22 protein-coding genes are annotated in these 25,485 nt (G+C 59.1%); 10 read left to right on the plus strand and 12 right to left on the minus strand.

The window, feature by feature from the left end; all coding sequences use genetic code 11:
* Positions 1 to 13: 13 nt before the first annotated feature.
* Positions 14 to 1,504: a guanosine-5'-triphosphate,3'-diphosphate diphosphatase gene (gene gppA / locus G5332_RS18385; RefSeq protein WP_421210052.1), complete on the minus strand. Its 1,491-nt coding sequence runs from the start codon at positions 1,502 to 1,504 to the stop codon at positions 14 to 16.
* Positions 1,505 to 1,516: 12 nt separating this feature from the next.
* Positions 1,517 to 2,806 (minus strand): ATP-dependent RNA helicase RhlB, encoded by a 1,290-nt coding sequence (rhlB, locus tag G5332_RS18390; protein ID WP_005339414.1) that lies wholly within the window; start codon positions 2,804 to 2,806, stop codon positions 1,517 to 1,519.
* 113 nt (positions 2,807 to 2,919) lie between these two features.
* Between rhlB and trxA the strand changes: the two genes are divergently transcribed.
* The 6 genes from trxA (at position 2,920) to G5332_RS18420 (ending at position 9,394) form a co-directional block, all read left to right on the plus strand.
* Positions 2,920 to 3,246, plus strand: a complete 327-nt coding sequence (gene trxA / locus G5332_RS18395; RefSeq protein ID WP_005339416.1) for a thioredoxin TrxA — start codon at positions 2,920 to 2,922, stop codon at positions 3,244 to 3,246.
* Between the two features lie 204 nt (positions 3,247 to 3,450).
* The gene (gene rho / locus G5332_RS18400; protein WP_005342418.1) at positions 3,451 to 4,716 is read left to right on the plus strand and encodes a transcription termination factor Rho; all 1,266 of its coding nucleotides are present in this window, start codon (positions 3,451 to 3,453) and stop codon (positions 4,714 to 4,716) included.
* Between the two features lie 108 nt (positions 4,717 to 4,824).
* Complete coding sequence (locus G5332_RS18405) at positions 4,825 to 5,817, plus strand: hypothetical protein (RefSeq protein ID WP_421249955.1); 993 nt, start codon at positions 4,825 to 4,827, stop codon at positions 5,815 to 5,817.
* Positions 5,818 to 5,850: 33 nt separating this feature from the next.
* Positions 5,851 to 7,320, plus strand: a complete 1,470-nt coding sequence (ubiD, locus tag G5332_RS18410) for a 4-hydroxy-3-polyprenylbenzoate decarboxylase (RefSeq protein WP_421249954.1) — start codon at positions 5,851 to 5,853, stop codon at positions 7,318 to 7,320.
* 146 nt (positions 7,321 to 7,466) lie between these two features.
* Complete coding sequence (gene fre / locus G5332_RS18415; protein WP_257701113.1) at positions 7,467 to 8,165, plus strand: NAD(P)H-flavin reductase; 699 nt, start codon at positions 7,467 to 7,469, stop codon at positions 8,163 to 8,165.
* Positions 8,166 to 8,380: 215 nt separating this feature from the next.
* A complete protein-coding gene (locus tag G5332_RS18420) occupies positions 8,381 to 9,394 on the plus strand; it encodes a GGDEF domain-containing protein (RefSeq protein ID WP_374996239.1) in 1,014 nt (337 codons plus the stop codon).
* 54 nt (positions 9,395 to 9,448) lie between these two features.
* Here the strand turns inward: G5332_RS18420 and ubiK are convergent, their stop codons facing one another.
* A complete protein-coding gene (gene ubiK / locus G5332_RS18425) occupies positions 9,449 to 9,706 on the minus strand; it encodes a ubiquinone biosynthesis accessory factor UbiK (RefSeq protein WP_005339429.1) in 258 nt (85 codons plus the stop codon).
* Between the two features lie 300 nt (positions 9,707 to 10,006).
* Between ubiK and G5332_RS18430 the strand changes: the two genes are divergently transcribed.
* Positions 10,007 to 12,451, plus strand: a complete 2,445-nt coding sequence (locus G5332_RS18430) for a VolA/Pla-1 family phospholipase (protein ID WP_421231679.1) — start codon at positions 10,007 to 10,009, stop codon at positions 12,449 to 12,451.
* A gap of 66 nt (positions 12,452 to 12,517) precedes the next feature.
* Here G5332_RS18430 and glpG read toward each other — a convergent pair whose 3' ends face one another.
* The 7 genes from glpG to G5332_RS18465 form a co-directional block, all read right to left on the minus strand.
* Complete coding sequence (gene glpG, locus G5332_RS18435) at positions 12,518 to 13,351, minus strand: rhomboid family intramembrane serine protease GlpG (RefSeq protein WP_236297786.1); 834 nt, start codon at positions 13,349 to 13,351, stop codon at positions 12,518 to 12,520.
* Positions 13,348 to 13,698 carry a thiosulfate sulfurtransferase GlpE gene (gene glpE / locus G5332_RS18440; protein WP_421311510.1) on the minus strand — a complete coding sequence of 117 codons (351 nt, stop codon included), beginning with the start codon at positions 13,696 to 13,698 and terminating at the stop codon, positions 13,348 to 13,350. The genes glpG and glpE overlap by 4 nt, the downstream gene beginning before the upstream one ends.
* A 122-nt stretch (positions 13,699 to 13,820) precedes the next feature.
* Positions 13,821 to 14,522: an ABC transporter ATP-binding protein gene (locus G5332_RS18445; protein WP_236297787.1), complete on the minus strand. Its 702-nt coding sequence runs from the start codon at positions 14,520 to 14,522 to the stop codon at positions 13,821 to 13,823.
* A 10-nt stretch (positions 14,523 to 14,532) separates the two neighbouring features.
* Complete coding sequence (gene livG / locus G5332_RS18450) at positions 14,533 to 15,306, minus strand: high-affinity branched-chain amino acid ABC transporter ATP-binding protein LivG (protein WP_110304531.1); 774 nt, start codon at positions 15,304 to 15,306, stop codon at positions 14,533 to 14,535.
* Positions 15,303 to 16,571 (minus strand): high-affinity branched-chain amino acid ABC transporter permease LivM, encoded by a 1,269-nt coding sequence (locus G5332_RS18455; RefSeq protein WP_162515240.1) that lies wholly within the window; start codon positions 16,569 to 16,571, stop codon positions 15,303 to 15,305. The genes livG and G5332_RS18455 overlap by 4 nt, the downstream gene beginning before the upstream one ends.
* Positions 16,571 to 17,497: a high-affinity branched-chain amino acid ABC transporter permease LivH gene (gene livH / locus G5332_RS18460; RefSeq protein ID WP_005339439.1), complete on the minus strand. Its 927-nt coding sequence runs from the start codon at positions 17,495 to 17,497 to the stop codon at positions 16,571 to 16,573. The genes G5332_RS18455 and livH overlap by 1 nt, the downstream gene beginning before the upstream one ends.
* Positions 17,498 to 17,563: 66 nt before the next feature.
* A complete protein-coding gene (locus G5332_RS18465) occupies positions 17,564 to 18,685 on the minus strand; it encodes a branched-chain amino acid ABC transporter substrate-binding protein (RefSeq protein ID WP_005342436.1) in 1,122 nt (373 codons plus the stop codon).
* Between the two features lie 434 nt (positions 18,686 to 19,119).
* Between G5332_RS18465 and G5332_RS18470 the strand changes: the two genes are divergently transcribed.
* Positions 19,120 to 20,124: a substrate-binding domain-containing protein gene (locus G5332_RS18470; protein ID WP_005355925.1), complete on the plus strand. Its 1,005-nt coding sequence runs from the start codon at positions 19,120 to 19,122 to the stop codon at positions 20,122 to 20,124.
* A gap of 64 nt (positions 20,125 to 20,188) precedes the next feature.
* On the opposite strand, the gene G5332_RS18475 is transcribed toward G5332_RS18470, so the two are convergent.
* Both G5332_RS18475 and G5332_RS18480 read right to left on the minus strand, forming a co-directional pair.
* Complete coding sequence (locus G5332_RS18475) at positions 20,189 to 21,514, minus strand: 6-phospho-alpha-glucosidase (protein ID WP_421173139.1); 1,326 nt, start codon at positions 21,512 to 21,514, stop codon at positions 20,189 to 20,191.
* Positions 21,511 to 23,100, minus strand: coding sequence for an alpha-glucoside-specific PTS transporter subunit IIBC (locus G5332_RS18480; RefSeq protein ID WP_216954471.1), 1,590 nt, complete (start codon positions 23,098 to 23,100; stop codon positions 21,511 to 21,513). Before G5332_RS18480 ends, G5332_RS18475 begins: the two co-directional genes overlap by 4 nt.
* Before the next feature lie 282 nt (positions 23,101 to 23,382).
* On the opposite strand from G5332_RS18480, the gene G5332_RS18485 reads away from it, so the two are divergent.
* Positions 23,383 to 24,090 carry a GntR family transcriptional regulator gene (locus tag G5332_RS18485; RefSeq protein WP_216979828.1) on the plus strand — a complete coding sequence of 236 codons (708 nt, stop codon included), beginning with the start codon at positions 23,383 to 23,385 and terminating at the stop codon, positions 24,088 to 24,090.
* A 156-nt stretch (positions 24,091 to 24,246) separates the two neighbouring features.
* A complete protein-coding gene (locus tag G5332_RS18490; RefSeq protein ID WP_216979829.1) occupies positions 24,247 to 25,464 on the plus strand; it encodes a 4Fe-4S binding protein in 1,218 nt (405 codons plus the stop codon).
* Positions 25,465 to 25,485: the final 21 nt, after the last annotated feature.

Raw genomic sequence — 25,485 nt, forward strand, 5'->3', positions numbered from 1 at the left:
GGGCGTGGCCCAATCAGGCTTCCAGCAGGCGGGTGGGCCAGCCCATTTTCTGCTGGCGCTCTACCTCGAGGCGCAGCTCGCTGGCACGCAGGTAGTGTTCATCCATCCAGCCCTTGGGCAGGGTCAGGGTCAGTGACTCCTCTTCTGCCTGCAGGGTGAAGCTGGGCACTGTGCCCTGGGTGCGGCGCATGCAGAGGATCAGCGCGATGCGCAGGATACGGGCCAGCCGGATCGCCTGACGACCGGTGACTGCACCCTGTTTCTCCAGTGGTTCCAGCTTGAATTCGTCCCGCTGGTTGAACAGCAGGGCCGACAACAGCTTCTTTTGCGCAGGGGTAAAGCCCGGCATGTCGATGTTGTCGATGATGTAGGCGGCGTGTTGCGGCGCCTTCTTGTACTCGATACAGAGGCCGATCTCGTGCAGCAGGGCAGCATAACGCAAGATTGGGCGGCCGTAGCGTTTGGAGAGTCGCCAGGCCGGTTGCAGCAGGTTGAACGCCTCGACGGCGGTATCGCGCACCCGTTCGGCGTGCTCTTTATCCAGCTGATAGCGGCTGATCAGGCTGTCGGCGGTACGATCCCGGGCATCACAGTCGTGATTGTTGCCAAGCAGACCGTAGATCAGTCCTTCACGCAGGGCGCCACCCGCGAGGGTCATGCTCTCGATATCGAGGGTTTCGAAGATGGCAATCAGGATGGCGAGGCCGGAGGGGAACACTGTCAGCCGCTCGGCCGCCAGCCCTTCCAGCTGCAGCCGGTCGAGCTTGCCGCAGGCGATGGCCTGACCCATCAGCTCCTGCAGTTTCGGCAGGGTGACCCGCTCGCTCTTCCCTTGCGCCAGCATGATCTCTTGCAGCGCCTGTACCGTGCCGGAGGCGCCAACGCAGGTGCGCCAGCCAAGGGCTCGGTAATCATCCGCCACCTTCTCCAGCACCGCCTTGGCGGCAGCAATCGCCTGCTCGAAACGGGCTTCGGAGAGCTCACCATCACCGAAGTGATTGTTGAGCCAGGTGACGCAGCCCATGTGCAGGCTGTTGAGCAGTTTCGCTTCGCTGTGCTCGCCAATCACCAGTTCGGTACTGGCACCGCCGATGTCGATCACCAGCCGGTTTCCTTCCCCGGCAGAGGTCCAGGAGACCCCTTCATAGATGGTCTTGGCCTCTTCCTCGCCCGAGATGATTTCGATGCTGTGGTTGAGTACCCGTTCCGCTTCGCTGAGGAATTCGTCGACGTTGGTGGCAAGCCGCAAGGTTGCGGTGCCTACCACCCGGATGTTGTCGGCCGGGATGTCCTGCAACTGTTCGGAGAAGAGACGCAAACAGTCCCAGCCCCGCTCCATGGCGGCACGGCTGAGACGAAATTCCGGATCTAGCCCGGCTGCGAGGCGAACCTTGCGCTTGACCTTGGCGACGGTGCGCAGGGCACCGGCGACCTCGCGCACCACCAGCATATGAAAGCTGTTGGAGCCGAGGTCGATAGCGGCATAGAGAGGCGAGTTGTGCAACGGGCCTATCCTTTAGCTTTTGCGCGGCGGACGACGACGGTTGTTGCTGTTGCCACCGCCCTGGCGATCCCGCATGTTGCGGTTCACCGGCTGACGGTTGCGGAACACCCGTTTCGGCGGGGTCACGTCATCCAGCAGCGCTTCGCGATCATATTTGCTGACCGGAATGGCGTGGTGGATGTACTCCTCGATGGCCGGCAGGTTGAAGGCATAGTCTTCACAGGCCAGGCTGATGGAGTGACCGCTCTTGCCGGCACGGCCGGTACGACCGATACGGTGTACATAGTCTTCGGCGTCGTCGGGCAGGTCATAGTTGAAGACGTGGGTCACGTCAGGGATGTGCAGACCACGGGCGGCCACGTCGGTGGCGACCAGAATATCGAGCGCACCCTTGGTGAAATCCTCGAGGATCTTCATCCGCTTCTTCTGCGGCACATCACCGGTCAGCAGACCGACGCGGTGGCCGTCGTTTTCCAGCCAGGCGTGAACGTCTTCACAGACATGCTTGGTGTTGGCGAAGACGATCGCTTTTTCCGGCCACTCCTCTTCCATCAGGGAGAGCAGCAGCAACATCTTGTCTTCATTGGAGGGGTAGAACAGCTCCTCCTTGATCCGCACGCCGGTCATCTGCTCCGGCTCTACCTGCACATGTTCCGGATGGTTCATGTGTTCGTAGGCCAGCTCCTGCACACGCAGGGAGAGGGTTGCGGAAAACAGCATGCTCAGACGCTCGGTCGCGGGCGGCATGCGGCGGAACAGGAAGCGGATGTCCTTGATGAAGCCCAGATCGAACATGCGATCCGCTTCGTCCAGTACCACGACCTGAATGTTGCTCAGATCGATCACCTTGGACTTGAAGTAGTCGATGATGCGGCCAGTGGTGCCGATCAGGATGTCGACGCCCTGCTCCAGCACGGCCAGCTGCTTGTCGTAACCTTCGCCGCCGTAGGCGAGGCCGAGTTTCAGGCCGGTAGAGGCGGCAATGCTGTCGGCATCGTTATAGATCTGTACTGCCAGTTCCCGGGTGGGTGCCATGATGATGGCTCTGGGTTGATTAACCAGACGGGGCTTGGTCAGCGGGTGAGTCAGCAAATAGTTGAATGTCGCGGCCAGGAAGGCAATGGTCTTGCCGGTTCCTGTCTGGGCCTGACCGGCGAGGTCATGGCCCTCTACCAGCAGTGGCAGGGAGAGTGCCTGGATGGGGGTGCAATAGTGAAATCCCTTTGATTCCAGACCAGCCAGAACTTCGGGTTCGAGGCCCATTTGGGCGAATTTGTCGGTCGTTAAGTGTGTTTTGCTCATGGCGGTAGGTTATCAGGTTAGGCTTGCAATAATAAACAGGATCATTTCAAATAGGGCAACTATTGCCTTTATTGACGAGTCAATAAAGCCTTATTTACTGACTGGAGTTGGAGATGAGTGACAAGATTGTTCAGCTGAGCGATGCCAGCTTCGAGGCAGATGTAATCAAAGCCGATGGCGCCGTTCTGGTCGACTTCTGGGCCGAGTGGTGTGGTCCGTGCAAGATGATTGCCCCGATCCTGGAAGAAGTTGCCCAAGAGTACGAAGGTCGCGTGACCGTAGCCAAACTGAACATCGACCATAACTCTGATACTCCGCCGAAGTACGGCATTCGTGGTATCCCGACCCTCTTGCTGTTCAAGAATGGCGAAGTGGCAGCGACCAAGGTCGGTGCACTGTCCAAGACTCAGCTGAAAGAGTTCCTGGACGGCAACCTGTAATAATTAAAGAGGAGCGCATTGCAATAATGCGCTCCTTCTGTTTTATCACCTAGACGCTCATCCCGATTGGTGCTAGTTTATCGCTCGTTTGCTAACCTTTTTGCCTGACTCTTTGCTAACCACAGCCTGGCAATCAAATCCGATCAGCATCAATCCAGCAGACTGTCTCCTCATTTCAATCCTTGCTTACAGACTTTCACCACTATGAATCTGACTGAATTAAAGAACACTCCTGTGTCCGAGCTGGTCAAGCTTGGCGAATCCATGGGGTTGGAAAATCTGGCTCGGGCGCACAAGAAAGACATCATTTTTGCCATCCTCAAGGCGCACGCCAAGGGTGGCGAGGATATCTTTGGCGACGGTGTGCTGGAAATCCTGACCGATGGTTTCGGCTTCCTGCGTAGTGCAGACGGCTCCTATCTGGCAGGCCCTGACGATATCTACGTCTCCCCGAGCCAGATCCGCCGCTTCAACCTGCGTACCGGCGATACCATCTCCGGCAAGATCCGGCCACCGAAAGAGGGCGAACGCTACTTCGCACTGCTCAAGGTCAACGAGGTCAACTACGACCGCCCGGAAAACTCCCGCAACAAGATCCTGTTTGAAAACCTTACCCCTCTGCATGCCAACGAACGTCTGCGTATGGAACGGGGTAACGGCTCTACTGAAGATATCACCGCCCGTGTACTGGACCTGGCTTCCCCCATCGGTAAAGGCCAGCGTGGCCTGATCGTGGCGCCGCCCAAGGCCGGTAAGACCATGCTGCTGCAGAACATCGCCCAGAGCATCGCCTACAACCACCCAGACTGTGAACTGATCGTTCTGCTGATCGACGAGCGTCCGGAAGAAGTGACCGAGATGCAGCGCATGGTGAAGGGCGAAGTGATCGCTTCCACCTTCGACGAGCCTGCTTCCCGTCACGTTCAGGTTGCTGAAATGGTGATCGAGAAGGCCAAGCGTCTGGTCGAGCACAAGAAAGACGTGGTGATCCTGCTGGACTCCATCACCCGTCTGGCCCGTGCCTACAATACCGTTATCCCGTCATCCGGCAAAGTACTGACCGGTGGTGTGGACGCCAACGCCCTGCACCGTCCCAAGCGCTTCTTCGGTGCCGCGCGTAATGTGGAAGAGGGCGGCAGCCTGACCATCATCGCCACCGCGCTGATCGATACCGGCTCCAAGATGGATGAAGTCATCTACGAAGAGTTCAAGGGTACAGGCAACATGGAACTGCACCTCTCGCGCAAGATTGCCGAGAAGCGTGTCTACCCGGCCATCGACATCACCCGCTCCGGCACCCGCAAGGAAGAGCTGCTGACCACTGGTGACGAGCTGCAGAAGATGTGGATCCTGCGCAAGATTGTCCACCCGATGGGCGAGATCGACGGTATCGAGTTCCTCATCGACAAGCTGGCGATGACCAAGACCAACGACGAGTTCTTCGACGCCATGCGGCGCCAGCAGAAGTAAGTCCGGTCAGAAAATGACGAAACCGCGGCCCTGGTCGCGGTTTTTGTTTATCTGTTTTCCGGTTGCCCTAGTAGTATGAGATCCCGATGTCGCATGGATGGAGACGTCATGAAGCCTGTTGTCTGGTTATTGCTGGGATTGCTGAGTGCAATGCCAGTCTGTGCGCAGAGTGCTCCGGCTACGGTGACAGCCGAGACGTTGCAAACGCACCAGCGCTATCTGGCGAGCCGTCTGCAGCAAGGACAATTTGCCGCCATCGACTCTCTGCTGGCGACCCTGAGCCGCGAGCAGCGGGAGTTCCTGCTGTTGCAGCTGCTGCGGGATATTCCGGTTACCGCTCCTGCGTCCCCCGCGTTGCAACGCTGGGTCGAGGCACAGGCCGACAAGGCTCCCGAGTGGCTGCTGGAGCAGCAGGTAGACGGTTTTCTGGTGCAGCAACCTGTCTACGATTTTGCCGCGCAGGCCCGTCAGTTGCTGGGGGAGTGGCAACTGCACTCATTGGTGCAGCGCTATCAGCAGCAGCTTGCCCAAGGTAGCTTCCAGCTAAAGTCCCTCTATTACAGCAGTAACCCCGATATTGCCATGCAGCAGCAAGCCCTGTTGCTGGCCCTCGACGCCTTGCCGCAATCGATCTGGATGCGGGAGGCGCAAGCGCTGGCCAGCCGGAATATCTATCTGCCCGACAATCAGCTGTTGCTCCATCTGCTGCTGCGCACAGGTGAACCGGCGCTCTATGGCATGTTGTGGCGGCGGCCGGCAGATCAGGATGCGCTGCGCGCACTCGCCACCATCAACCGCTTCCATCATGGCAATACGGCCAGCTCCCTGCTGATTGCCGCCAGCGGCAATCCCGGTTTGAGAGAGCCGGCCCTGCGCCAACTGAGCGCGCTCTCCCCCTTGCCGCCGCAGGCCCAGAAATACCTGCTGGCGGAACTCTCCAACCGTCAATACGGGGCGCTGGTGGCCGGTCTGTTGATGGAGGTGGACGAGCCCCAGCTGCTCTCTGCGCTGGCCAGACGCCTCGGCCAGCGTGACATGCCACCCATTGCACCGAGTCTGCTGCCCGATTCGGGTACACCCGATGGGCAGCCAGGGTTATAATGCGTGACCTCCTGAACCCGGTTGGGAACTTGCATGAAATACAAGGATTTGCGTGATTTCATCGCGCAGCTGGAACAAAACGGACAACTCAAGCGCATCACCCGCGAGATAGATCCCTATCTGGAGATGACCGAGATCAGCGATCGCACCCTGCGTGCGGGTGGCCCGGCTCTGCTGTTCGAAAATCCCAAAGGCTACACCATGCCGGTGCTGACCAACCTGTTCGGTACCCCGGATCGGGTTGCCATGGGCATGGGGCAGCCCGATGTGGGCGCCCTGCGTCAGGTCGGGGTCTGGCTCTCCTATCTCAAGGAGCCCGAGCCGCCCAAGGGATTCAAGGAGCTGATGGAGAAGCTGCCGATCTTCAAGCAGGTGCTCAACATGCCGACCAAGCGGCTCTCTTCCGCCCCCTGCCAGCAGGTGGTGCAGGAGGGAGATGCGGTCGATCTCGACCAGATCCCGATCCAGCACTGCTGGCCCGGCGATGTGGCACCGCTGGTCACCTGGGGCCTCACCATCACCCGTGGCCCCTACAAGAAGCGCCAGAACCTCGGCATCTATCGCCAGCAGAAGATCGCCAAAAACAAGCTGATCATGCGCTGGCTGGATCATCGTGGCGGTGCCATCGATTTTCGCGAGTGGCAGGAGTCCCATCCCGGTGAGCGATTCCCGGTGGTGGTGGCACTTGGCGCCGATCCCGCGACCATTCTCGGCGCGGTGACGCCGGTGCCGGATACTCTCTCCGAATATGCCTTTGCCGGTCTGCTACGTGGCAGTCGTACCGAGGTGATCAAGGCCATCAGCTGCGATCTGGAGGTGCCCGCCAGCGCAGAAATCGTGCTGGAAGGCTATCTGGAACCGGGCGAAATGGCGCCGGAAGGGCCCTATGGCGACCACACCGGTTACTACAACGAGGTGGACGAGTTCCCGGTCTTCACCATCACCCACATCACCAAGCGGCGCGATGCCATCTATCACAGTACCTACACCGGCCGTCCGCCTGATGAACCGGCGGTGCTGGGTCTGGCGCTGAACGAGGTGTTCGTGCCGCTGCTGCAGAAGCAGTTCCCCGAGATTGTGGACTTCTATCTGCCGCCGGAGGGGTGCTCCTACCGGATGGCGGTGGTGACCATCAAGAAACGCTACCCGGGCCATGCCAAGCGGGTGATGCTGGGAGTCTGGTCATTCCTGCGCCAGTTCATGTACACCAAGTTCGTGGTGGTGTGTGACGATGACGTCAACGCTCGCGACTGGAAGGATGTGATCTGGGCCATCACCACCCGGATGGACCCGGCACGGGACACCACCTTGATCGAGCACACCCCGATCGACTATCTGGACTTCGCCTCGCCGATCTCCGGCCTCGGCTCCAAGATGGGGCTGGATGCCACCAACAAGTGGCCGGGCGAGACCAATCGGGAGTGGGGTCAGCCCATAGTGCAGGATGAGGCGGTGAAGCAGAAGGTCGATGCCATCTGGGATGAGCTCAATATCCTCGGATGAGGCAAACATGACAGCTTTGCTGCAAAAAGTGATGCGATCCGCACTGATTTGAGTATTCTCGACTGACGGGGCCAGGGCTGCTGGTCGTCACTCCATAGTGAAACAATGAGCGAAGCGGGCCGAGCGAGCCCGCCACAAGGACAAGAATGCAACGTATCAAATGCCGCGTAGAGGAACTGCGCGAATATGTCGACACCATCTGGCATGTGGCCCTGACGCCGCAGCAAGCGATCAGCTTCAAGCCGGGCCAGTATCTGCTGGTGGTGATGAGCGATTCGGACAAGCGCCCCTTCTCCATCGCCAACTCGCCGACCCGCCCGGGCGTGCTGGAGCTGCAGATCGGCGCCACTCCCGAGAACGCCTACGCCGGTCAGGTGCTGGCCCGCATGCGCGAGCAGGGGGAGATCGAGGTTGAATTGCCGGCTGGCAAGGCGTTCCTGCGCGATGAATCCCCCCGTCCGCTGATCCTGATGGCGGGCGGCACCGGTTTCTCTTACGCCCGCTCCATTCTGGAGTACCTGATCGACACGGGCAGCAAGCGTCCGGTGTTCTTCTACTGGGGTGTGCGTCAGGCTCACTGGCTTTACGAACTGGAGCAGATGCAGCAGTGGGAGCGTGACTATGCGCCGCTCACCTTTATTCCGGTGGTGCAGGAGCCTGACGCCGACTGGACCGGCAAGAACGGACTGGTGCACAAGGCGATCATGGATGACTTCGTCAGCCTCCACGACTACGACATCTATGTCGCCGGCCGTTTCGAGATGGCGGGTGCCGCGCGTGAGGAGTTCAAGATCCTTGGCGCCGAGCCGGAGCGCATCTTTGGTGATGCCTACGAATTTATCTGACGGGATCCCCGCTTGGATGACGCAGCCCCCGGTTTTGCCGGGGGCTTTTTTTGTGGCTGCCGCAGTACCTGATCGTACCGAATGGTTGGATTATCGCGGCGTTATCCCATTATTTTTCAATATTTTGGCTATGAATGGCTACTAATCTGGCTTGGCTGGTGGCATCTTTGTTTGGATTGACAAGAGTATCCATAGAGCAAGCACAAGGAGGCGCAGTGTTAAGCAAAGAGGCAAGGGGGCAGCCCGGGTATGATCGGGAGGCACCCTGCGCGACTGAGCTGGCCGCCATGCCGGAACCCTCCTCCGGTGGTGATGCGTTTGCCCGTTTGCAGGCTGATATCGCCGCGCTAAAGCATGACAATGGTCTGTTGCAGGAGAAGCTCAATGCCGCCCTCGATGGCACCGGCATTTGCCTCTGGCAGGGCACCATTCCCACCGGTGAGCTGCGGGTCTTCAATCTGCAGAACTTTCAGGCCGGTGACATGGCCCCTCATTTCGATCAGTGGAGCGCCAAGCTCCATCCCGACGATCGCGCCCATGCCATGGGCAGCTACTTTGCCCACCTTGAGAGGAAAACGCCCTTCTACGAAGCTGAATACCGCACCATCAGCCCGGGCGGGGAGATCACCTGGCTGTGGGATCGTGGTCGCGTCGTGGAGTGGGATGATGAGGGCAGGCCATTGCGGATCATGGGCTCCCATATCGATATCACCCAGCGCAAGGCTTATGAGCAGCGGCTGGCAGAGCGTGCCAACTGCGATGCGCTCACCGGCCTGCTCAACCGGCAGGGATTTGGCAAGGCGTTCGCTCTACAGCCGCCACAAGGGACGGGGGCACTGCTCTTTATCGATCTGGATGACTTCAAGGGGATCAATGACCAGTTGGGCCACGCTTGTGGTGATCAGGTACTGCAGCAGATGGCGGAGTGGTTGCGTCTCATTATGCCGGGTTCTGCCCTGTGCGGCCGTTACGGCGGTGACGAGTTTGTGGTTTATCTGCATCGTGATGTATCAAACCATGCTCTGGCTCATCTGGCCGATGCCCTGATCTGCCGGATGCATGGTTACGTGCCCAAACCCGGTTGCCCGCAGCGGGTGGGGCTGAGTATCGGCATCGCCCTGTGGGAGGAGCAACCATTGAGCTTCCGACAGGCATTGGAGGTGGCCGACCGGGCCATGTACGAGGCCAAGGCGCGCGGCAAGCGGGCCTGGTATCTGCTTCAGGTGTGATGCTTTTTACAGGTTCAATACAAAGCAAAAACCCCAGCTGAGCTGGGGTTTTCGTTATTCGCCTTTGGCGCCGAGCTGCTGCTCGAGCTGAGCCAGCTTGCTTTCGAGGGCGGCCAGTTTTTCCCGGGTACGCAGCAGCACCTTGGTCTGCACGTCGAACTCTTCACGGCTGACCAGATCCAGCTTGCCCAGCTGCGCTTGCAGTACCTGACGCATCTTCTTCTCGGCCTCTTCACCCATGCTGCGAATGCCGGGTGGCAGGGAGTTGTGCACCTGCTTGGCGATCTCTTCCAGTTTCTTCGGGTCGATCATGATGTCCTCCTTAAGCGTTGGCGGACATTCTACCGACAATTCCCTCACTTTGCCGAGATCGCGGCGGCTTTTTAGTCGTGATGGTGCCCGCTGGCTGGTCGGGTCTGGTTAATCACTCACTGTTGTTACCCTTGCGCCCCTTTGTTGACGTAAAACCTTGATTCTCTCCACAAACCTGAGCAGAAGATGACCAACATGAGTCTCGTTGGTTGTTGGTTTTATGTTAACGTCTTGCAGTCGCGGTCGTGATGGCCTCGTTGGCTGGTGATGGATAACAACCCTATAAAAAGAGAATAAAAAATGAAGAAGAAGCTAATTTATGCAGCTGTTGTCAGCGCTCTGCTGAGCGGATGTGGTGGAGATGACAACAAGGGAGATACTACCAGCTCCCTGGACTATGCCCTGAGTGGAGCCAATGGACTTCGCCCGAGTGTGCTGGCCCCCCGCGCCAGCGATGGTACCCTGAAGTTTTCGACAGAAACTGCTGATCTGTCGAACCCGGTATCTGCCCTCTCCACCCTTGATGGCTGGTCAACCACCCAACCCGTCCAGCTGGTACCGGCGACCGTGACCGGTGTCTCTGTGCCGGCCCCGGCGGCCAGCGAGTATGTCTCTGCCGTTGCGCCCCTCTACCTGCTGGAGCTGGTACTGGATCCGGTGACTCAGCGACCCGTTGGAGTGAAGAACAATAAGCCTCTGACCTATGGCACTGACTTTGTGGTGAGTGATGGTGGCGGCAAACTCAATCTGGTTCCGCTCAAGCCGCTCAATCCCTCTTCCTACTACATGATCGTGGCGACCGACTCCCTCAAGGACAGTCGTGGTACGCCGCTCAAGGCCGGCGGTGATTACAGCAACTTCAAATCGACGGCTGGTGCAACCGCGCAGGAGCAGACCATCAGCAGCCTGATTGTGCTGCAGGAAGCGTTGTTCAAGGCCGCTACCGGGATTACCGGCGATCGGGTGATTTTCTCCGACTGGTTTGCCACCCAATCTGGCGCCGATGTGCTGCTGGCTGTGAAGGGAGCTGCGGCCACCGTGTTGCAGAGCCCGACCCTGGATGCCGCATCGTTGTGGAAGCAGGACGCCAAAGGCAACACCAGCCTGCCGGGGACCTATACGATTGATGCGCTCAATGGCGGGGTGGATTTTCTGACCCAGCTGGCGAACGAGCCATTCTTGCCGCAGAAAGATCGTGATGCGATTGCTGCCGCTGTGGCGGCTAATGGCACCCTAAATGGAGTCGCAGCGGTAACCAAGGTTTATACCGGCACCGTCAAACTCCCTTACTTCCTCTCAACCCCGGCGATAGCCGGCTCCTGGGACAAGGCCAAGACCCAATCTTGGCATGGCGCCATTCCCAGCCTCTATGCCATCGCCAATGCGTTGAAAGCGGGTGATACCGAGGTGATCGGTGGGCTGGTCGGGGCGGGTGTGGACCCAGTACTGCTGGGTGAGCTGATCGCCGATCCGAGCCGTCAGGCCGATCTGCTGAGGGAGGCGAGCAAGCTGATCGGGGTGACCCTCACCTCGGGTGGCAAGCCGCTGGATGCCGAGCGCAATATCGGTCGTTTCAACCCGCTGCCGACCCTGACCGAAGTACAATCTGTACCGCTGCGGATCTTTGCCCCCACCACTGACCTCAGCACTGTCACCGATGTGATCATCTATCAGCACGGGGTCACCTCCATCAAGGAGAACGCCTATGCGCTGGCGCTGAGCCAGATAGGTGCCGGGTTAGACCCATCAGTGAACAAGGTGGTTGCTGTGGTGGTGATCGATCACCCGCTGCACGGTGAGCGTGGCTATGCCCTGAGCGGCAGCATGGATACCGTCACCACCTCCGAGAACCCGACTCCCTATCTGAATTTGGGTTATCTGACGGTGGCGCGGGACAACCTGAAACAGAGCGTGGCCGATCTGCTTGGCCTTCGCCTGGCTGTCGGTCTGGCCAATGCCAAGGGGCTGGGTGGCCAATTGGGTGGTGCTGGTCTAAAGGTGCATTTCCTCGGTCACTCACTCGGTGCCATTACCGGGGCCAATCTGCTGGCTGTCGCCAACCAGACCACCGGCAGTGCTCAGGCTGATGCCCTGTTCAAGTTCGATACCGGCGGTCTTGCGATGCCGGGTGGCGGCATCGCCCCGCTGCTGCTCAACTCGCCGAGCTTCGGGCCGACCATCAAGATGAGCGTGCTCACCTCGGGCAGTCCTGAGTTGAAGGCCGGGTTTGAGGCTTATGCTCCCGGTTGCCAGACGGCGGTGCCGACCTGTTTCGTGAACGAGTTCCTGCCCAGTCTGGATGCGGCTACTCAGGCGGGGGCTGCGAGCACCTTGCAGAGCTATACCTTTGCCGCCCAGTCAGTGCTGGACTCTGCGGACCCGATCAATCTGGGCAGTGGCGTCGCCAAGAGCTTCCCGCTGTTCGCCACCGAAATTGTTGGTGATGGGGCGCTCAGCTTACCGGATCAGGTGATCCCCAACAGCATCGCCTCCGCGCCTTTGGGTGGTACCGAGCCGCTGTTCCGGGTACTGGGTTTGCAAGAGCTGAAGGGTTCCGGCGTGCTCCCGGCGGGTCACCATGCTGCGCGCTTCCTGAAAGGGGGCCATAGCTCGCTGCTGGCCCCTGACGAGAACTTTGATCCGACTGGCGCGGTCACCACCGAGAGCCAGACCCAGTTCGCCAGCTTCTTTATGAGTGGCGGTGCGGCGGTCAAGGTGACTGACGACACCCTGCTCAAGCAGTAACTGCGCAGACCATAAGCAAACGCCGCCCTTCGGGGCGGCTTTCTCGTTTCTGCAACTGCTGAATAATCAGGTCGGCTGGTGGTTGCGATCCAGCCAGCCTTGCAGCAGGCCGGCCAGCAGACCGGTCAGGTGGGCGATGTTGGCGGTGCTGGTTCCGAGCATGTCGAAGAAGCCGAGCACCATCCAGAACAGCATAAAGCCCATCAGCGCCGGTGGCAGAGTCAGGCCACAGGCCGGTTGCAGCTTGCTGCGCAGCCAGCAGTAGCCGAGCAGGGCATAGACCACGCCGGAGAGGCCGCCAAACAGCGGGCCGCTGGCGAAGAACTCGGCGATATTGGGCAGGGCGGCGCCCACCAGCAGCAGGATCAGCAGCTTGCCGCTGCCGAGGCGCTGTTCGATCTGGCCGCCGAGATACCACCACCAGAGCAAGTTGAACACCAGATGGAGCACCGAGAAGTGGATCAGGGCGGGGGTGAAATAACGCCATGCCTGCCAGTCGGTGAACTGGGCCAGCGTCGGGTGGAATGCCAGTTCATCGTAGATGGGCAGGCCGATGGCCTCGATCCCGTAGATGGCGAGACAGGCGATGATAACCACCAGCGTCAGTGGCCCCGCCTGATGGAGGAAATCGGTGATGGGGTCCGTCATCCCCTTGCTGTAGTCGATGCGAGCATCGGCGCGGCCGGATTGCCAGGAGGCTTCCATATAGCGCGGGTGGCCCGGCTCGGCCAGAAAGCGCTTCACCTCCAGCTGGGCCTGAGCGAGGCGTTGCTCGTCCGCCAGCCAGATGGTGACCCCCAGCTCGGACTGGGTCAGCTCGCAGGAGATCCCTAGCGTCGCCAGATAGTCCACCAGCGCCTGCGCCATGCGGGCGTTGTCGAGCACCAGCAGCTGGATCATGCCTCGCCTGCCTCGCCTGCCTCGCCTGCCTCGCCTGCCTCGATGGGAAACTCCCTGCGCCACGCCTCGAAGCCGCCATCCAGACTGTAGACCTCGTCATAACCCTGTTGCAGCAGGTATTGGGCCGCCCCTTGACTGCTGTTGCCGTGATAGCACATCACGATGACCGGGGTATCGAAATCCACTTCATTCATAAAGCGCACCAGGGTGCCATTGGTGAGGTGGAAGGCGCCGACCGCGTGGGCCGCTTCAAAGGATTGCGGGTCGCGAATATCCACCAGACGGGCTTCACCCGCGCTCAGTTTCTGGTGGGCATCATGGGCATTGATATAGGCAAACTGGTCCATCGGGATGTCCTGCGAATAGGTTGATTACGGGCCAGTGTACCGCAAGCTTGGGCGCAAACTAACCCCACAAAAGATAAGGGAGCCAGCGGCTCCCTTGTTGATATGGCATGCGGGTCAGTGGGTTAACCGCCCAGATAGGCCTGCCGCACTGCCGGGTTGGCCAGCAGGGCGGCGCCCGTGTCTTGCAGCACCACGTGGCCGTTCTCCAGCACATAACCGCGGTCGGCCAGCTTGAGCGCCTGGTTGGCGTTCTGCTCCACCAGAAAGATGGTCATCCCCTTCTGGCGCAACTGCTCAATGGTGTCGAAGATCTGCTGGATGACGATGGGGGCCAGCCCCAGCGAGGGTTCATCCAGCAGCAGCAGGCGTGGTTTGCTCATCAGGGCACGGCCGATGGCCAGCATCTGCTGCTCGCCGCCGGACATGGTGCCCGCCCGTTGTTGCAAGCGTTCGTGCAGGCGCGGGAACAGGGTGAACACCTGATCCAGCAGGCCATGCTGCTCGGCCTTGTCGACGAAGAAGGCGCCCATCAGCAGGTTCTCCTCCACCGTCAGGCGGGCGAAGATGCGGCGCCCCTCCGGCACCACGGCGATATCCTTGCGCATAATGCGGGCGGTGGTGAGGGAGCTGATCTGTTCCCCCTCAAACCAGATGGAGCCGCTGCTGGGCTTGGGTTCACCGCAGAGGGTCATCAGCAGGGTGGTCTTGCCCGCGCCGTTGGCGCCGATCAGGGTGACGATTTCACCCTCTTTCACCTCGACGCTGATATCGTGCAGCGCCTGAATTTTGCCGTAGTGGGTCGATACGTTGCGAAGTTCTAACATCTTTTTGTCCTTACGACTCGCCCAGATAGGCCTTGATCACTGCCGGATTGTTGCGGATTTCGTCCGGCTTGCCGTGGGCCAGCGGGGTGCCCTGACTGACTACGAAGATGCGGTTGGAGATACCCATCACCAGCTTCATATCGTGTTCGATCAGCAGCACCGAGACCCCGAATTCGTCTCGCAGGCTCATGATGAGCTCGTCCAGCTCGTCGGTCTCCTTCGGGTTGAGACCGGCGGCCGGTTCGTCCAGCATCAGCAGCTCGGGACGGGTCGCCATGCAGCGGGCGATCTCGAGGCGGCGCTGCTGACCGTAGGCCAGATTACCGGCGGCGCGGTTGGCAAGATCCTTGAGGCCCACTTTATCCAGCCAGAAGGCGGCCCGCTCCAGCCCCTCCTGCTCGGCACGGCGGAAGGCCGGGGTCTTGAACAGGCCGGCGATAAAGCTGGTGTTGAGGTGCTGGTGCTGGGCAACCAGCAGGTTCTCCACCGCCGTCATCTCCTTGAACAGCCGCACGTGCTGGAAGGTACGCACAATCCCCTTGCGTGCGATGAGGTGGCCGGGCAGCCCCTGGATTTCCTCACCCTTGTAACGGATGGTGCCGCCGCTCGGACAGTAGAAACCGGTCAGGCAGTTGAAGATGGTGGTCTTGCCCGCGCCGTTGGGGCCGATGATGGAGATCACCTCACCCTTGTCGATATCCAGCTTGACCCCGTTGACGGCCAGCAGGCCCCCGAAGCGCATCGATAGATCAGAAACTTCCAATAACTTCTGATGTGTACTCATTTCTTCAACTCCAGATGCGGACGGGTCATCGGCAGCAATCCCTGTGGCCGCCAGATCATCATGAACACCATCAAGAGGCCGAACATCAGCATGCGGTACTCGTTGAATTCGCGGGCCAGCTCCGGCAGTACCGTCATCACGATGGCAGCCAGCACCACCCCGATCTGCGAGCCCATGCCACCCAGCACTACGATGGCAAGCACGATGGCCGACTCGATAAAGACGAAGGATTCCGGGCTGATAAAGCCCTGCCGCGAGGCAAAGAAACTCCCCGCGAAGCCCGCGAAGGTAGCGCCTATGGTGAAGGCGGTCAGCTTGATGATGGTAGGGTTGAGCCCCAGCGATTTGCAGGCGATCTCGTCTTCCCGCAGCGCTTCCCAGGCGCGGCCCAGCGGCATGCGCAGCAGGCGGTTGATGACGAACAGGGTCACCACCACCAGCACCAGCGCCATCAGGTAGAGGAAGATCACCTTGTGGTTGGCGTTGTAGGTAATGCCGAAGAAGTTGTGGAAGGTATCAAAGCCCCCATCCTTGACGGTGCGGTTGAACTCCAACCCCCCCAGCGTCGGCTTGGGGATGCCGGAGATCCCGTTCGGGCCGCCGGTCAGGGTGGTCATGTTGTTGAGCAGGATGCGGATGATCTCGCCAAAACCCAGGGTGACGATGGCCAGATAGTCCCCCCGCAGCCGTAGCACCGGGAAACCGAGCAGGAAGCCGAAGGTAGCGGCCATCAGCCCGGCGATGGGCAGGCACTCCCAGAAGCTCAGCCCGAAGTAGGTGTTGAGCAGAGCATAGCTGTAGGCGCCGACCGCATAGAAGCCGACATAGCCGAGATCGAGCAGGCCGGCGAGGCCGACTACCACGTTCAGCCCCAGCCCCAGCATGATGTAAATCAGGGTGAGGGTGGCGAGATCGATGGCGCCGCGAGAGGCCATAAAGGGCCAGCTCACCGCGAACAGCAGCACCAGCACGGCGGTGAGGTTATAGAGCTTGGGCGCCTCTTCCGGGCTCGGCAGCACCAGCTTGGTAAAGCCGACCGAGAAGCCGCTGATGGAGGCCTGAAACAGCTTGGCGATCTGGCCGCGCAGCATCTGGAACCAGAAAACGAGGGTGGCGCCCCCCAGTAGCCAGGCCAGCGACACATCGAGGCGGCTCACTACCTGCAGGCTGGCGCCATCGGTCTCCAGCTTGAAGCCGAGCAGCCAGAAAGATAGCACCAGCAACACCAGGCTGGCGATACAGGCGTGGATAAATTGATGTTTCATCACACTTTCTCCACTTCCGGACGACCCAGGATGCCAGTCGGCATAAAGAGCAGCACAAAAATGAGCAGGGCAAACGCCATCACATCTTTGTACTCGGTGCTGAGATAACCGGCGGTGAGCGCTTCAACCACGCCGAGCAGCAGGCCGCCCAGTACGGCGCCCGGAATGCTGCCGATACCGCCCAGCACTGCGGCAGTGAAGGCCTTCAGACCGGCCATAAAGCCGAGGTAGGGGTTGATGACGCCGTAATACATGCCGAGCAGCACCCCGGCGACGGCGGCCAGCGCGGCCCCCAGCACGAAGGTGATGGAGATGACCACGTGGGTGTCGATGCCCAGCAGGTTGGCCATCTTGATATCTTCCGAACAGGCGCGGCAGGCGCGGCCCATGCGGGAGCGGCCGATGAACTGGGTCAGCGCCAGCATGGTGATGAAAGTCACCACGAAAATGATCAGCTGCATATAAGAGAGGCTGGCCTGAAAACCATCCTCCCCCCCCAGGGTCCAGCCACCGGAGATCAGGCTGGGCATGGCGATATCCCGCGAGCCCTGAGCCATGCGCATCATGTTCTGCAAGAAGATCGACATGCCGATGGCGGAGATGAGGGGGATCAGCCGGTTGCCACCGCGCAGTGGCCGGTAGGCGACTCGCTCGATGCTCCAGCCATAGGTGCCGGTGATGATGATACTGACCAGGAAGGCGCCCCCCAGCAGTAGAAAGGTGCTGTCGATGCCCATCATCATGAGCCCCGCCATCACCATAAACGCGACATAGGAGCCGATCATGTAAACCTCGCCGTGGGCGAAGTTGATCATGCCGATGATGCCATAGACCATGGTGTAGCCAATGGCGATCAACGCATAGGTGCTGCCTATGGTTAATCCGTTCAGCAGTTGCTGAACGAGATAAAGGAGGTGTTCGGACATACTGCGTTCCCTGTACTTGCCCGCAAAGAGAGGAGGGGGTGAGCGTACTCACCCCCGATCGGCAGATTATTTGACTTGGCTGGAAGTACCGTCAGCGTGCCACTGGAACACACCAAATTCGAAGCCTTTCAGGTCACCGTTAGGTGCCCAGGTCAGGGGGCCCATCACGGTATCGATCGGTGCGGCCTTGATGGCGGCGGCAACGGCGGCCGGGTCATCTTCACCCGCCTTGGCGATACCGGCAGCCAGGCTCTGCACCGCGGCATAGGTGGTCCAGACGAACGGGCCGGAGGAGTCCTGACCCTTGGCCTTGAACGCCGCCACCAGCGGGGCGTTGGCAGGCACCAGATCGTATTTGTTCGGCAGGGTCACCAGCAGGCCTTCGGAAGCCGGGCCGCCGATGGCGGAGATATCCTTGTTACCGACCCCTTCCGGGCCCATGAACTTGGCTTTCAGCCCCTTCTCGCCAGCCTGACGCAGGATCAGGCCCAGCTCAGGGTGATAGCCGCCGTAGTAGACGAAATCGACGTTCTCTTTCTGCAGCTTGGCGATCAGGGCGGAGAAGTCCTTGTCACCGGCGGTGATCCCTTCATAGGCCACCACCTTCACGCCAGCCTTGTCCAGTGCTGCTTTGACGCTGGAGGCGATCCCTTCACCGTACTGCTTCTTGTCGTGGATAACGGCGACGCGCTGGGGTTTGACCTGCTCGATGATGTACTTGGCGGCAGTCGGGCCCTGATCGCTATCCAGACCGATGGTGCGCAGAGTCAGCTGGTAACCGCGCTCGGTTATCTTGGGGTTGGTGGAGGCGGGGGTGACCATCAGGATCCCCTCGTCTTCATAGATGTCGGAGGCGGGCAGGGTATTGTCGGAGCAGAGGTGGCCGACCACGAACTTGACGCCATCATTCACCACCTTGTTGGCGATGGCTACCGCCTGCTTGGGATCACAGGCATCGTCATAGATGACGGCTTCGATCTGCTTGCCATTGATACCGCCAGCCTTGTTGATTTGCTCGACCGCCATCTTGCCGCCGGTGAACTGCATGTCCCCGTACTGGGCAACCGGGCCGGTGAGCGGGCCTGCGATACCTATCTTGATGGTGTCTGCCGCGTGTGCGATGGAGATCGATCCAAACAGAGCCAAAGAAACCGCTGCGCTTACTGTAATTTTGCTCAACTTATGCATTGATTCGTCCCTTAATCAGTGGATTGTTTCATTTACGAGTGCCATTCCGGATCGACATCCCGTGCATCCGGCTATAGGTATGGTTCTATCATTCCTCACGGGGCAATAACAAGCTGTTAAAGATACTAACCAGAGGGGGTGGGGTGGGCTTATTTTGAAATAAATGACCTGTCATTTGTGTTGAATTGGAATTTAGTATCGATTCTTCGCCTTAACATCTTGGTAACCAGAGGTGATTATGATGAAGCACAGAGGATTAGTCTGGTGATATTTTACTCTGATGGTGCTCCCATTTTGACCATTAATCGTTTGCGCAAACAGAAATGAGCGCCTAAATTAGCCGGCATTGACAATTCCGTGGCAGAGCCCGTTAAAACCAAGCCTTTATTCGGGAAATCTGCTAATGTTCCGCCTTTGACAGTCAGGAGACAGAGATGGCCACTATCAAGGATGTCGCCTCGCGCGCAGGCGTATCCATCTCCACCGTCTCACATGTGCTCAACCACACTCGGCGGGTCAGCGAAGACGCGACCCAGAAAGTGATTGAGGCGGTGGCAGAACTCAACTACGCGCCCAACTCGGTAGCGCGCAGTCTTAAGATAAATTCGACCAAGACCATTGGCATGCTGGTGACCACCAGCGTAAACCCCTTCTTCGCGGAAGTGGTGCAAGGGGTTGAAGCGTACTGCTTCGAACAGGGCTACAGCCTGATCCTCTGCAACACCGAAAACCAGCCGCCTCGCCAACAGCATTACCTGAGAATGCTGATGGAAAAACGGGTGGATGGTCTGCTGGTATTGGGGACCGATATCGACACCCCGTTGCGCGACATGCTGCGCATCCACAAGAACGTGCCGCAGGTGGTACTGGATTGGGGGACGGAGTGCGATTTCGCCAACGTCATCAACGACAATGCCCGCATCGGCGCTCGCATGGCCGTACGCCATCTGCTGGAGCTGGGGCACCGCGACATCGTCTGCATCACTGGCCAGCTCTCCAAGCCGACCACTCAGCAGCGACTGGACGGGGTACGTGATGCGCTGGGCGAGCACGGTCTGACCCTTAAAGATGAACAGGTCTTTGAAGGGGACTACGAGAGCCAGAGCGGCTTCGATGCCATGCAGCGCATCCTGGCCCTGCAGCCTCGTCCGACTGCGGTCTTTGCCTTCGATGACCCCATGGCGATCGGCGCGATTTGCGCTGCCTGGGAAGCGGGAGTCAAGGTGCCGGACGATATCTCCATCATCGGCTACGACGATGTGGAGATGGCGCGCTTCTCCAGCCCGCCGTTGACCACCATCCGTCACCCTAAGGCCGAACTGGGCCAGCTGGCGGTGAAGCATCTGGTCAGCCGGATCCGCAACAAGGAGCTGGAAGTGGAATCGATGACGGTACAGCCCGAGCTGATCGTCCGTCGCTCGGTCAAACCGTTGCGTTAATCCGCGCCCGTTGCCAACACGAAAAACCCCCTCTGTCACGAGGGGGTTTTTGTTTATGGGTGGTTTATTTCAGTTCCGGCCAGTAGGCTTTGTTGGCCTCTATCAAGTCATCGAGAATGGACTTGGCCACCGAGGCGCTAGGTACTGTCTTGGAGAGGGTGATGGCTTGCCACAGCTTCTGGTAAGAGTGCTCGACCCAGGCTTCGACCACCAGTTTCTCGACCGCAACCTGCTGGCCCATCATGCCCTGCTGGAACAGCGGAATGCTGCCCACCTGCAACGGCTCTGGCCCGCTGCTGCCGACCAGGCAGGGGATCTCGACCATGGCTTCCGGGTCAAAGTTGGGGATAGCGCCGCGATTGGGTACGATCAGCAGCATCCGCTCCTGAGTGTTGAAGGCGATGGCGGTTGCCAGATCCACGATATAGGAGGCGTGTTCATCGATCTCCAGCTCGCCAGCTGCTGAGTTGCCTGCCTTGACGATCTCGGTGCAAGCGGTAAAGACCTGCTTCTCGCGGTGCTCCATTACTTCGTTGGCGCGAGTGTGTTCCGGGTTGGAGTGGGCCACCACATAGTCCGGGTAGAGGTAGTACTTCAGATAGGTGTTGGGCAGGGTATCCGGGTCGAGCGCCCATACATCCTTTGCCTTGGCGAAGGTATCGTTCCAGCTGGCTTCGGCATGACTGGCGCTGTTGGGCACATAGCCGTGGCGGGCAACGTGCCCCTTGATCTTCGGCATCAGGTCGTTGCCTTCCAGATCCTCGATGCGGGTCCACCAGCCAAAGTGGTTGAGGCCGTAGTAGCGTACCCGCATCTCTTTGCGGGATTTGAGACCGGCAATCTGGGCCATGCGCCCCTCGATCCCGATCGGCATGTCGCAGATGTTGAGAATTTTGGCGTTGGGACGCAGGCGACGGGTCGCTTCGGCGACGATGGCGGCCGGGTTGGAGTAGTTGAGCATCCAGGCATTGGGTGAGTACTGCTCCATATAGTCGACCAGCTCCAGCACCCCGCCGATGGAGCGCATGCCGTAGGCGATACCGCCCGGGCCGCAGGTCTCCTGACCGACCACCCCATGACGCAGCGGGATCTTCTCGTCCAGCTCGCGCATCGGATATTTGCCAACCCGGATATGGGCCATGACGAAATCTACATCGCTAAACGCTGCTTTGGGGTCGGTGCCATAGCTGAAGGCGATCTCGGGAGCCTTCTCTTTCAGCAAGATTTTGCAGGCTTCGGCAATGATCTCCTGACGGGCACCATCGTTGTCGTAGAATTTGATCTCCTTGAGCGGGAAGCGATGCTGATTTTCCAGCAACATCAGAACGATACCTGGAGTAAAAGTGCTACCACCACCGGCAATGACTACAGAGAATTTTTTCATGATCATGACTCCATTACTAAAGACGATTGTTGATGACTGTTGTTCATAATCGATTCCATATTTTCACGTACCTGAGGTACATGCAGACCGATAATTACCTGGATACTATCGCCATGGCGGACGACCCCATGGGCACCCAATTTAATAAACTCCTCATCTGCTGCTGCCAGTTTGCTGTTAGCCAACGATATTCTTAAGCGGGTGGCACAATTATTCAGGCTGCGTATATTATTGACTCCGCCAAGCGCTTCGATAATTTGTGCTGCACTATCACTGCCACGCTGTTTTTTGGCTGCCTGATAATCTGACTTGGAATAAAGCTTTATTTCACTGTCTTCCCGGCCCGGTGTTTTAAGATTGAGCCGGATAATCAGTGCGCGGAATATCAGGAACCAGATGCCGGTAAAGACCAATCCGATAGCGATCTGGGTGAACATCATTCCCGCATGGTTGTGGAACATGGGTATCCAGTTCTGCGGCAGGAACTGGTCGAGCAGACCTCCACCCATGTTGCCGACCACACCAAACAGGTACATCACAGTCGACATGGTGGCTGCCAGCAGGGCGTGGATGGCAAACAGCAGCGGCGAGATGAAGAGGAAGGTGAACTCCAGCGGCTCGGTGATACCGACCAGAATGGCGGTCAGGGTGGCCGGGATCAGCAGGCCTGCCACCTTGGCCTTGTTCTCTTTGGCTGCCGTGGCATAGATGGCCAGAGCAATCCCCATGGCACCGAAAATCTTCGAGTTGCCGTGCAGGGCGAAGCCACCCTGAGGGAACTGTTCAATCAGCGGGCGAGTGCTCTGGCTGAACTCCAGCATGTGCTGCGCCCAGTAGAGCTGAATGCCTCCCTCTACTGCCGCTGGGCCGAAGATGAAGGGGCCGTAGATAAAGTGATGCAGGCCGGTCGGGATCAAAATCCGCTCGAGGAAGGTGTATACCCACACCCCGACCGGACCCGAGACCAGCATGAAATTCTGCAGGGAGGCGATGCCCATCTGTACTTTTGGCCAGCCGAGCAGTGTCAGCCAGGCACAGGGGATCATCACGAAGAAGGCGACAATGGTGACAAAGGAGCTGCCCTGAAAGATGCCGAGAAAGACCGGCAGTTGGCGATCAAACAGGCGGTTGTGCAGTGCCGTCACGATGCCGGAGATGACGATGGCTCCTATGATGCTGGTATCCAGGGTTTTGATCCCCGCTACCATGGCGAGGCCACTTTCACCCCCTACATCCTGACTGAAGTCGACCCCGAAATAACTGCCCCAGGTCATGCCCATGGCGTTGATAAAATAGTTCCAGGTCATGAAACTGACCAATACAGCCAGACAGGCTCTGGCTTGTGCCTTATTTGCCAGACCGATTGGCAGGCCAATCGCAAATATAAGCGGCATATTCCTGAATACTGTCCAGCCACCTTCTTCAATAATATGGATGATCTGGAAGAATAATCCTTGTGGGTTTGCCAGTGATTCACCGACAAACATCGGGTTTTTCAGCATAATTGCAATGCCTACTACCATACCTGCAAAAGGAAAAAGCAGTACAGGAGTGAACATTGCTCCGCCAAAACGTTGAATTTGACTGAGCATATATTGTCCCTTGGTTGAAATAGCTAATCGAATCCTTGCCGGTGTTGCCTGATGCAAATTAGCAACGATAAAAAGAGACCTCATGAAATATCTTGGAATAATGTGATCTGACGCATGCAGTTATTTAGACAAAGATGTCTAACTTTTGCGATATTGTTGTACCTCTTGGTTTTGTGATGTTCTTGCAGCTTTAGTTTAAATTTAAGTTATTGTTTTTATGCAATTTATCCACTTGCTTAAGAATAAGATGGTTGGCGTTGTGACCACAGGAGATGTCTAGCAGTGATCTATAAATCGGTGGCTGATCGACTCAGGATCAGGGTAAACGGTGCCGAGTGTCGGGTGGGAGATGTGTTGCCGGGCGAAAAAGCGCTGGCAGAACAGTATGGCGTCTCCCGCATGACCATCCGCAGAGCGGTAGATATGTTGATCGAGTGGGGATTAGTCGAGCGGCGCCACGGCAGCGGCACCTATGTGACGAAAAAGGATGTTCAGCATGAGACCAAAGGTCTGAGCGGGTTTACCGAACTGATGCGCGAGCAGGGGCGCACATTGACCAGCCAGGTACTGGAGTTTCGTACCATGCCCGCGCCACCGGCCATCGCCAGTCAGCTGAGGGTTAAGGTGAATGAACCCGTCTATTACTCAAGCCGGATCCGCTCGGTGGATGGTCGGGCTCTGCTGCTGGAAGAGAGCTATATGCCGGTCAGACTGTTTCGCAATCTGTCGGTCGCCCATCTGGAAGGGTCCAAATTCGACTACATCGAACGGGAGTGCGGCATCGCGATTGCGGGCAACTATGAGTGCTTCAGTGCCGTGCTGGCGGATCGGGTTACTGCCGAGCAGCTCCATATCGAGCAGGGAGCCCCTATCCTGCGGCTCACCTCACTCTCATACAGCGAGAGCGGAGAGTTCCTCAACTACTCCATCATGTTCCGTAATGCCAACGACTATCACGTTGACTACCACCTCCACCGTGCCCGCGGCTAGTTCCTGGCTGGTGAGGCGGCGTGTCGTTGAAAGAGGGGAGAGCCTGCGAGGGAGGCATTGGCCATAACTCCTCCCTCGGCCCATGCAGATCAAAATAATCAACTCAAATGTTAGTTATCCTTGCTGCCGGATCCGGATGTAGGCAGTGGGGGATGCATGAGCGTGATTGAAGCGATAACCATGGTGGCCGGTATGGTTTATCTGGTGCTGTTGGCGTGGCAGGTACGCACCGGCTGGCCGGGGCGTCTTGCGCTCGGCCTGCTGGGGCTGGTCTGGTTGCTGGTGGCGGATAGCCTGCTCTGGCTCGCACTGGGGACGGTCACCGCCGTGCTTGCCCCCCGGCACCAGAGGCGGCCGCTGCCCGCCCTAGAAGCGCTCGACAGCCAGTGGCTGCGGGCGCGCACTCGCCATCTGCTGCTGCTCTGCTGGGGGCTGGTCACAGTGCAATACAGCCTGCATATCTGGCAGTTGGGACAGGGGATGAGCCCCTGGCTGGTGCGCCCGGACGTGGTGGATGCCTTCCTGCCCATCGCCGGTGGCCTCGGGCTGCGGGCCTGGTTCGCGCAGGGGTTGGTGGATCCCCACCATCCGGCGGCCACCGTCACCGTACTGGTACTCTCCCTGTCGGCCCTGCTGCTGGGGCGGGCGTTCTGTGCCTGGTTCTGTCCGCTCGGGCTGGTGGGGGAATGGCTACATGGCCTGCGCCACCGGTTGCTGCCGGGGGAGTGGAGCCCGCCGCGCTGGCTGGATCTTGCCCTGCGCACCCAGAAATTTCTGGTGCTCGGCTTTCTGCTCTTCATCATCCTGCTGGCGGTGCCGGCTGCTGCCCTGCCCGGCTACTTCACCAGCCCCTACCATCAGGCGGCGGATATGAAGATGGGGGCTTTCTTCTTCAACCTGACCCTGATCTCGGGTCTGTGCCTCGGCTGGGTGTTGCTGCTTACCGCGACCTTTCGTCAGGGATTCTGCCGCTACCTTTGCCCCTATGGCGCCTGGCTCGCCCTGCTGGGGCTACTGACGCCGCTGCGCATTCGCCGCGACCCGGCCCGCTGCCTGCGAAGCCAGGGTCACGGCTGTGACAAGTGCAGCCGGGCCTGTCCATCGCGCATTGCGGTGCACCAGCTTATCGCGGTACGCAGCCTGGAGTGCACCGGCTGCCTGAGCTGCGTGGCCGCCTGCCCCAAGCGGGTCGAGGCCCTGCACCTTGGCAGCAAGGTGCATCGGCTCGCACCAAGCCGTTTGCTGGGGCTGCTCTGCCTGTTGCTGCTGGTGCTGCCGTTGCTTGCGTATGGCCTGCTGGAGATCTGGGTCAGCCAGACGCCGCTGGCGATACGGGCTCACCTGTTGCAACTGTTGCCACAGCTGACCCATTAACCGGGGAGGGTGACTGTGTGA

The organism is Aeromonas sp. 603757 (assembly GCF_049171255.1).
Classification (GTDB): domain Bacteria; phylum Pseudomonadota; class Gammaproteobacteria; order Enterobacterales; family Aeromonadaceae; genus Aeromonas; species Aeromonas veronii_A.

Excerpts from the sequence above, each read along its gene's own strand:
- G5332_RS18480 (WP_216954471.1), bottom strand. The coding sequence starts at position 23,100 with ATGCTCAGTCAAATTCAACGTTTTGGCGGAGCAATGTTCACTCCTGTA.
- livG (WP_110304531.1), bottom strand. The coding sequence starts at position 15,306 with ATGAGTACACATCAGAAGTTATTGGAAGTTTCTGATCTATCGATGCGC.
- G5332_RS18490 (WP_216979829.1), top strand. The coding sequence starts at position 24,247 with ATGAGCGTGATTGAAGCGATAACCATGGTGGCCGGTATGGTTTATCTG.
- G5332_RS18465 (WP_005342436.1), bottom strand. The coding sequence starts at position 18,685 with ATGCATAAGTTGAGCAAAATTACAGTAAGCGCAGCGGTTTCTTTGGCT.
- G5332_RS18430 (WP_421231679.1), top strand. The coding sequence starts at position 10,007 with ATGAAGAAGAAGCTAATTTATGCAGCTGTTGTCAGCGCTCTGCTGAGC.
- ubiD (WP_421249954.1), top strand. The coding sequence starts at position 5,851 with ATGAAATACAAGGATTTGCGTGATTTCATCGCGCAGCTGGAACAAAAC.
- ubiK (WP_005339429.1), bottom strand. The coding sequence starts at position 9,706 with ATGATCGACCCGAAGAAACTGGAAGAGATCGCCAAGCAGGTGCACAAC.
- glpE (WP_421311510.1), bottom strand. The coding sequence starts at position 13,698 with ATGGACCAGTTTGCCTATATCAATGCCCATGATGCCCACCAGAAACTG.
- G5332_RS18405 (WP_421249955.1), top strand. The coding sequence starts at position 4,825 with ATGAAGCCTGTTGTCTGGTTATTGCTGGGATTGCTGAGTGCAATGCCA.
- rhlB (WP_005339414.1), bottom strand. The coding sequence starts at position 2,806 with ATGAGCAAAACACACTTAACGACCGACAAATTCGCCCAAATGGGCCTC.
- glpG (WP_236297786.1), bottom strand. The coding sequence starts at position 13,351 with ATGATCCAGCTGCTGGTGCTCGACAACGCCCGCATGGCGCAGGCGCTG.
- trxA (WP_005339416.1), top strand. The coding sequence starts at position 2,920 with ATGAGTGACAAGATTGTTCAGCTGAGCGATGCCAGCTTCGAGGCAGAT.
- livH (WP_005339439.1), bottom strand. The coding sequence starts at position 17,497 with ATGTCCGAACACCTCCTTTATCTCGTTCAGCAACTGCTGAACGGATTA.
- G5332_RS18470 (WP_005355925.1), top strand. The coding sequence starts at position 19,120 with ATGGCCACTATCAAGGATGTCGCCTCGCGCGCAGGCGTATCCATCTCC.
- G5332_RS18455 (WP_162515240.1), bottom strand. The coding sequence starts at position 16,571 with ATGAAACATCAATTTATCCACGCCTGTATCGCCAGCCTGGTGTTGCTG.
- G5332_RS18475 (WP_421173139.1), bottom strand. The coding sequence starts at position 21,514 with ATGATCATGAAAAAATTCTCTGTAGTCATTGCCGGTGGTGGTAGCACT.
- rho (WP_005342418.1), top strand. The coding sequence starts at position 3,451 with ATGAATCTGACTGAATTAAAGAACACTCCTGTGTCCGAGCTGGTCAAG.
- fre (WP_257701113.1), top strand. The coding sequence starts at position 7,467 with ATGCAACGTATCAAATGCCGCGTAGAGGAACTGCGCGAATATGTCGAC.
- G5332_RS18445 (WP_236297787.1), bottom strand. The coding sequence starts at position 14,522 with ATGTTAGAACTTCGCAACGTATCGACCCACTACGGCAAAATTCAGGCG.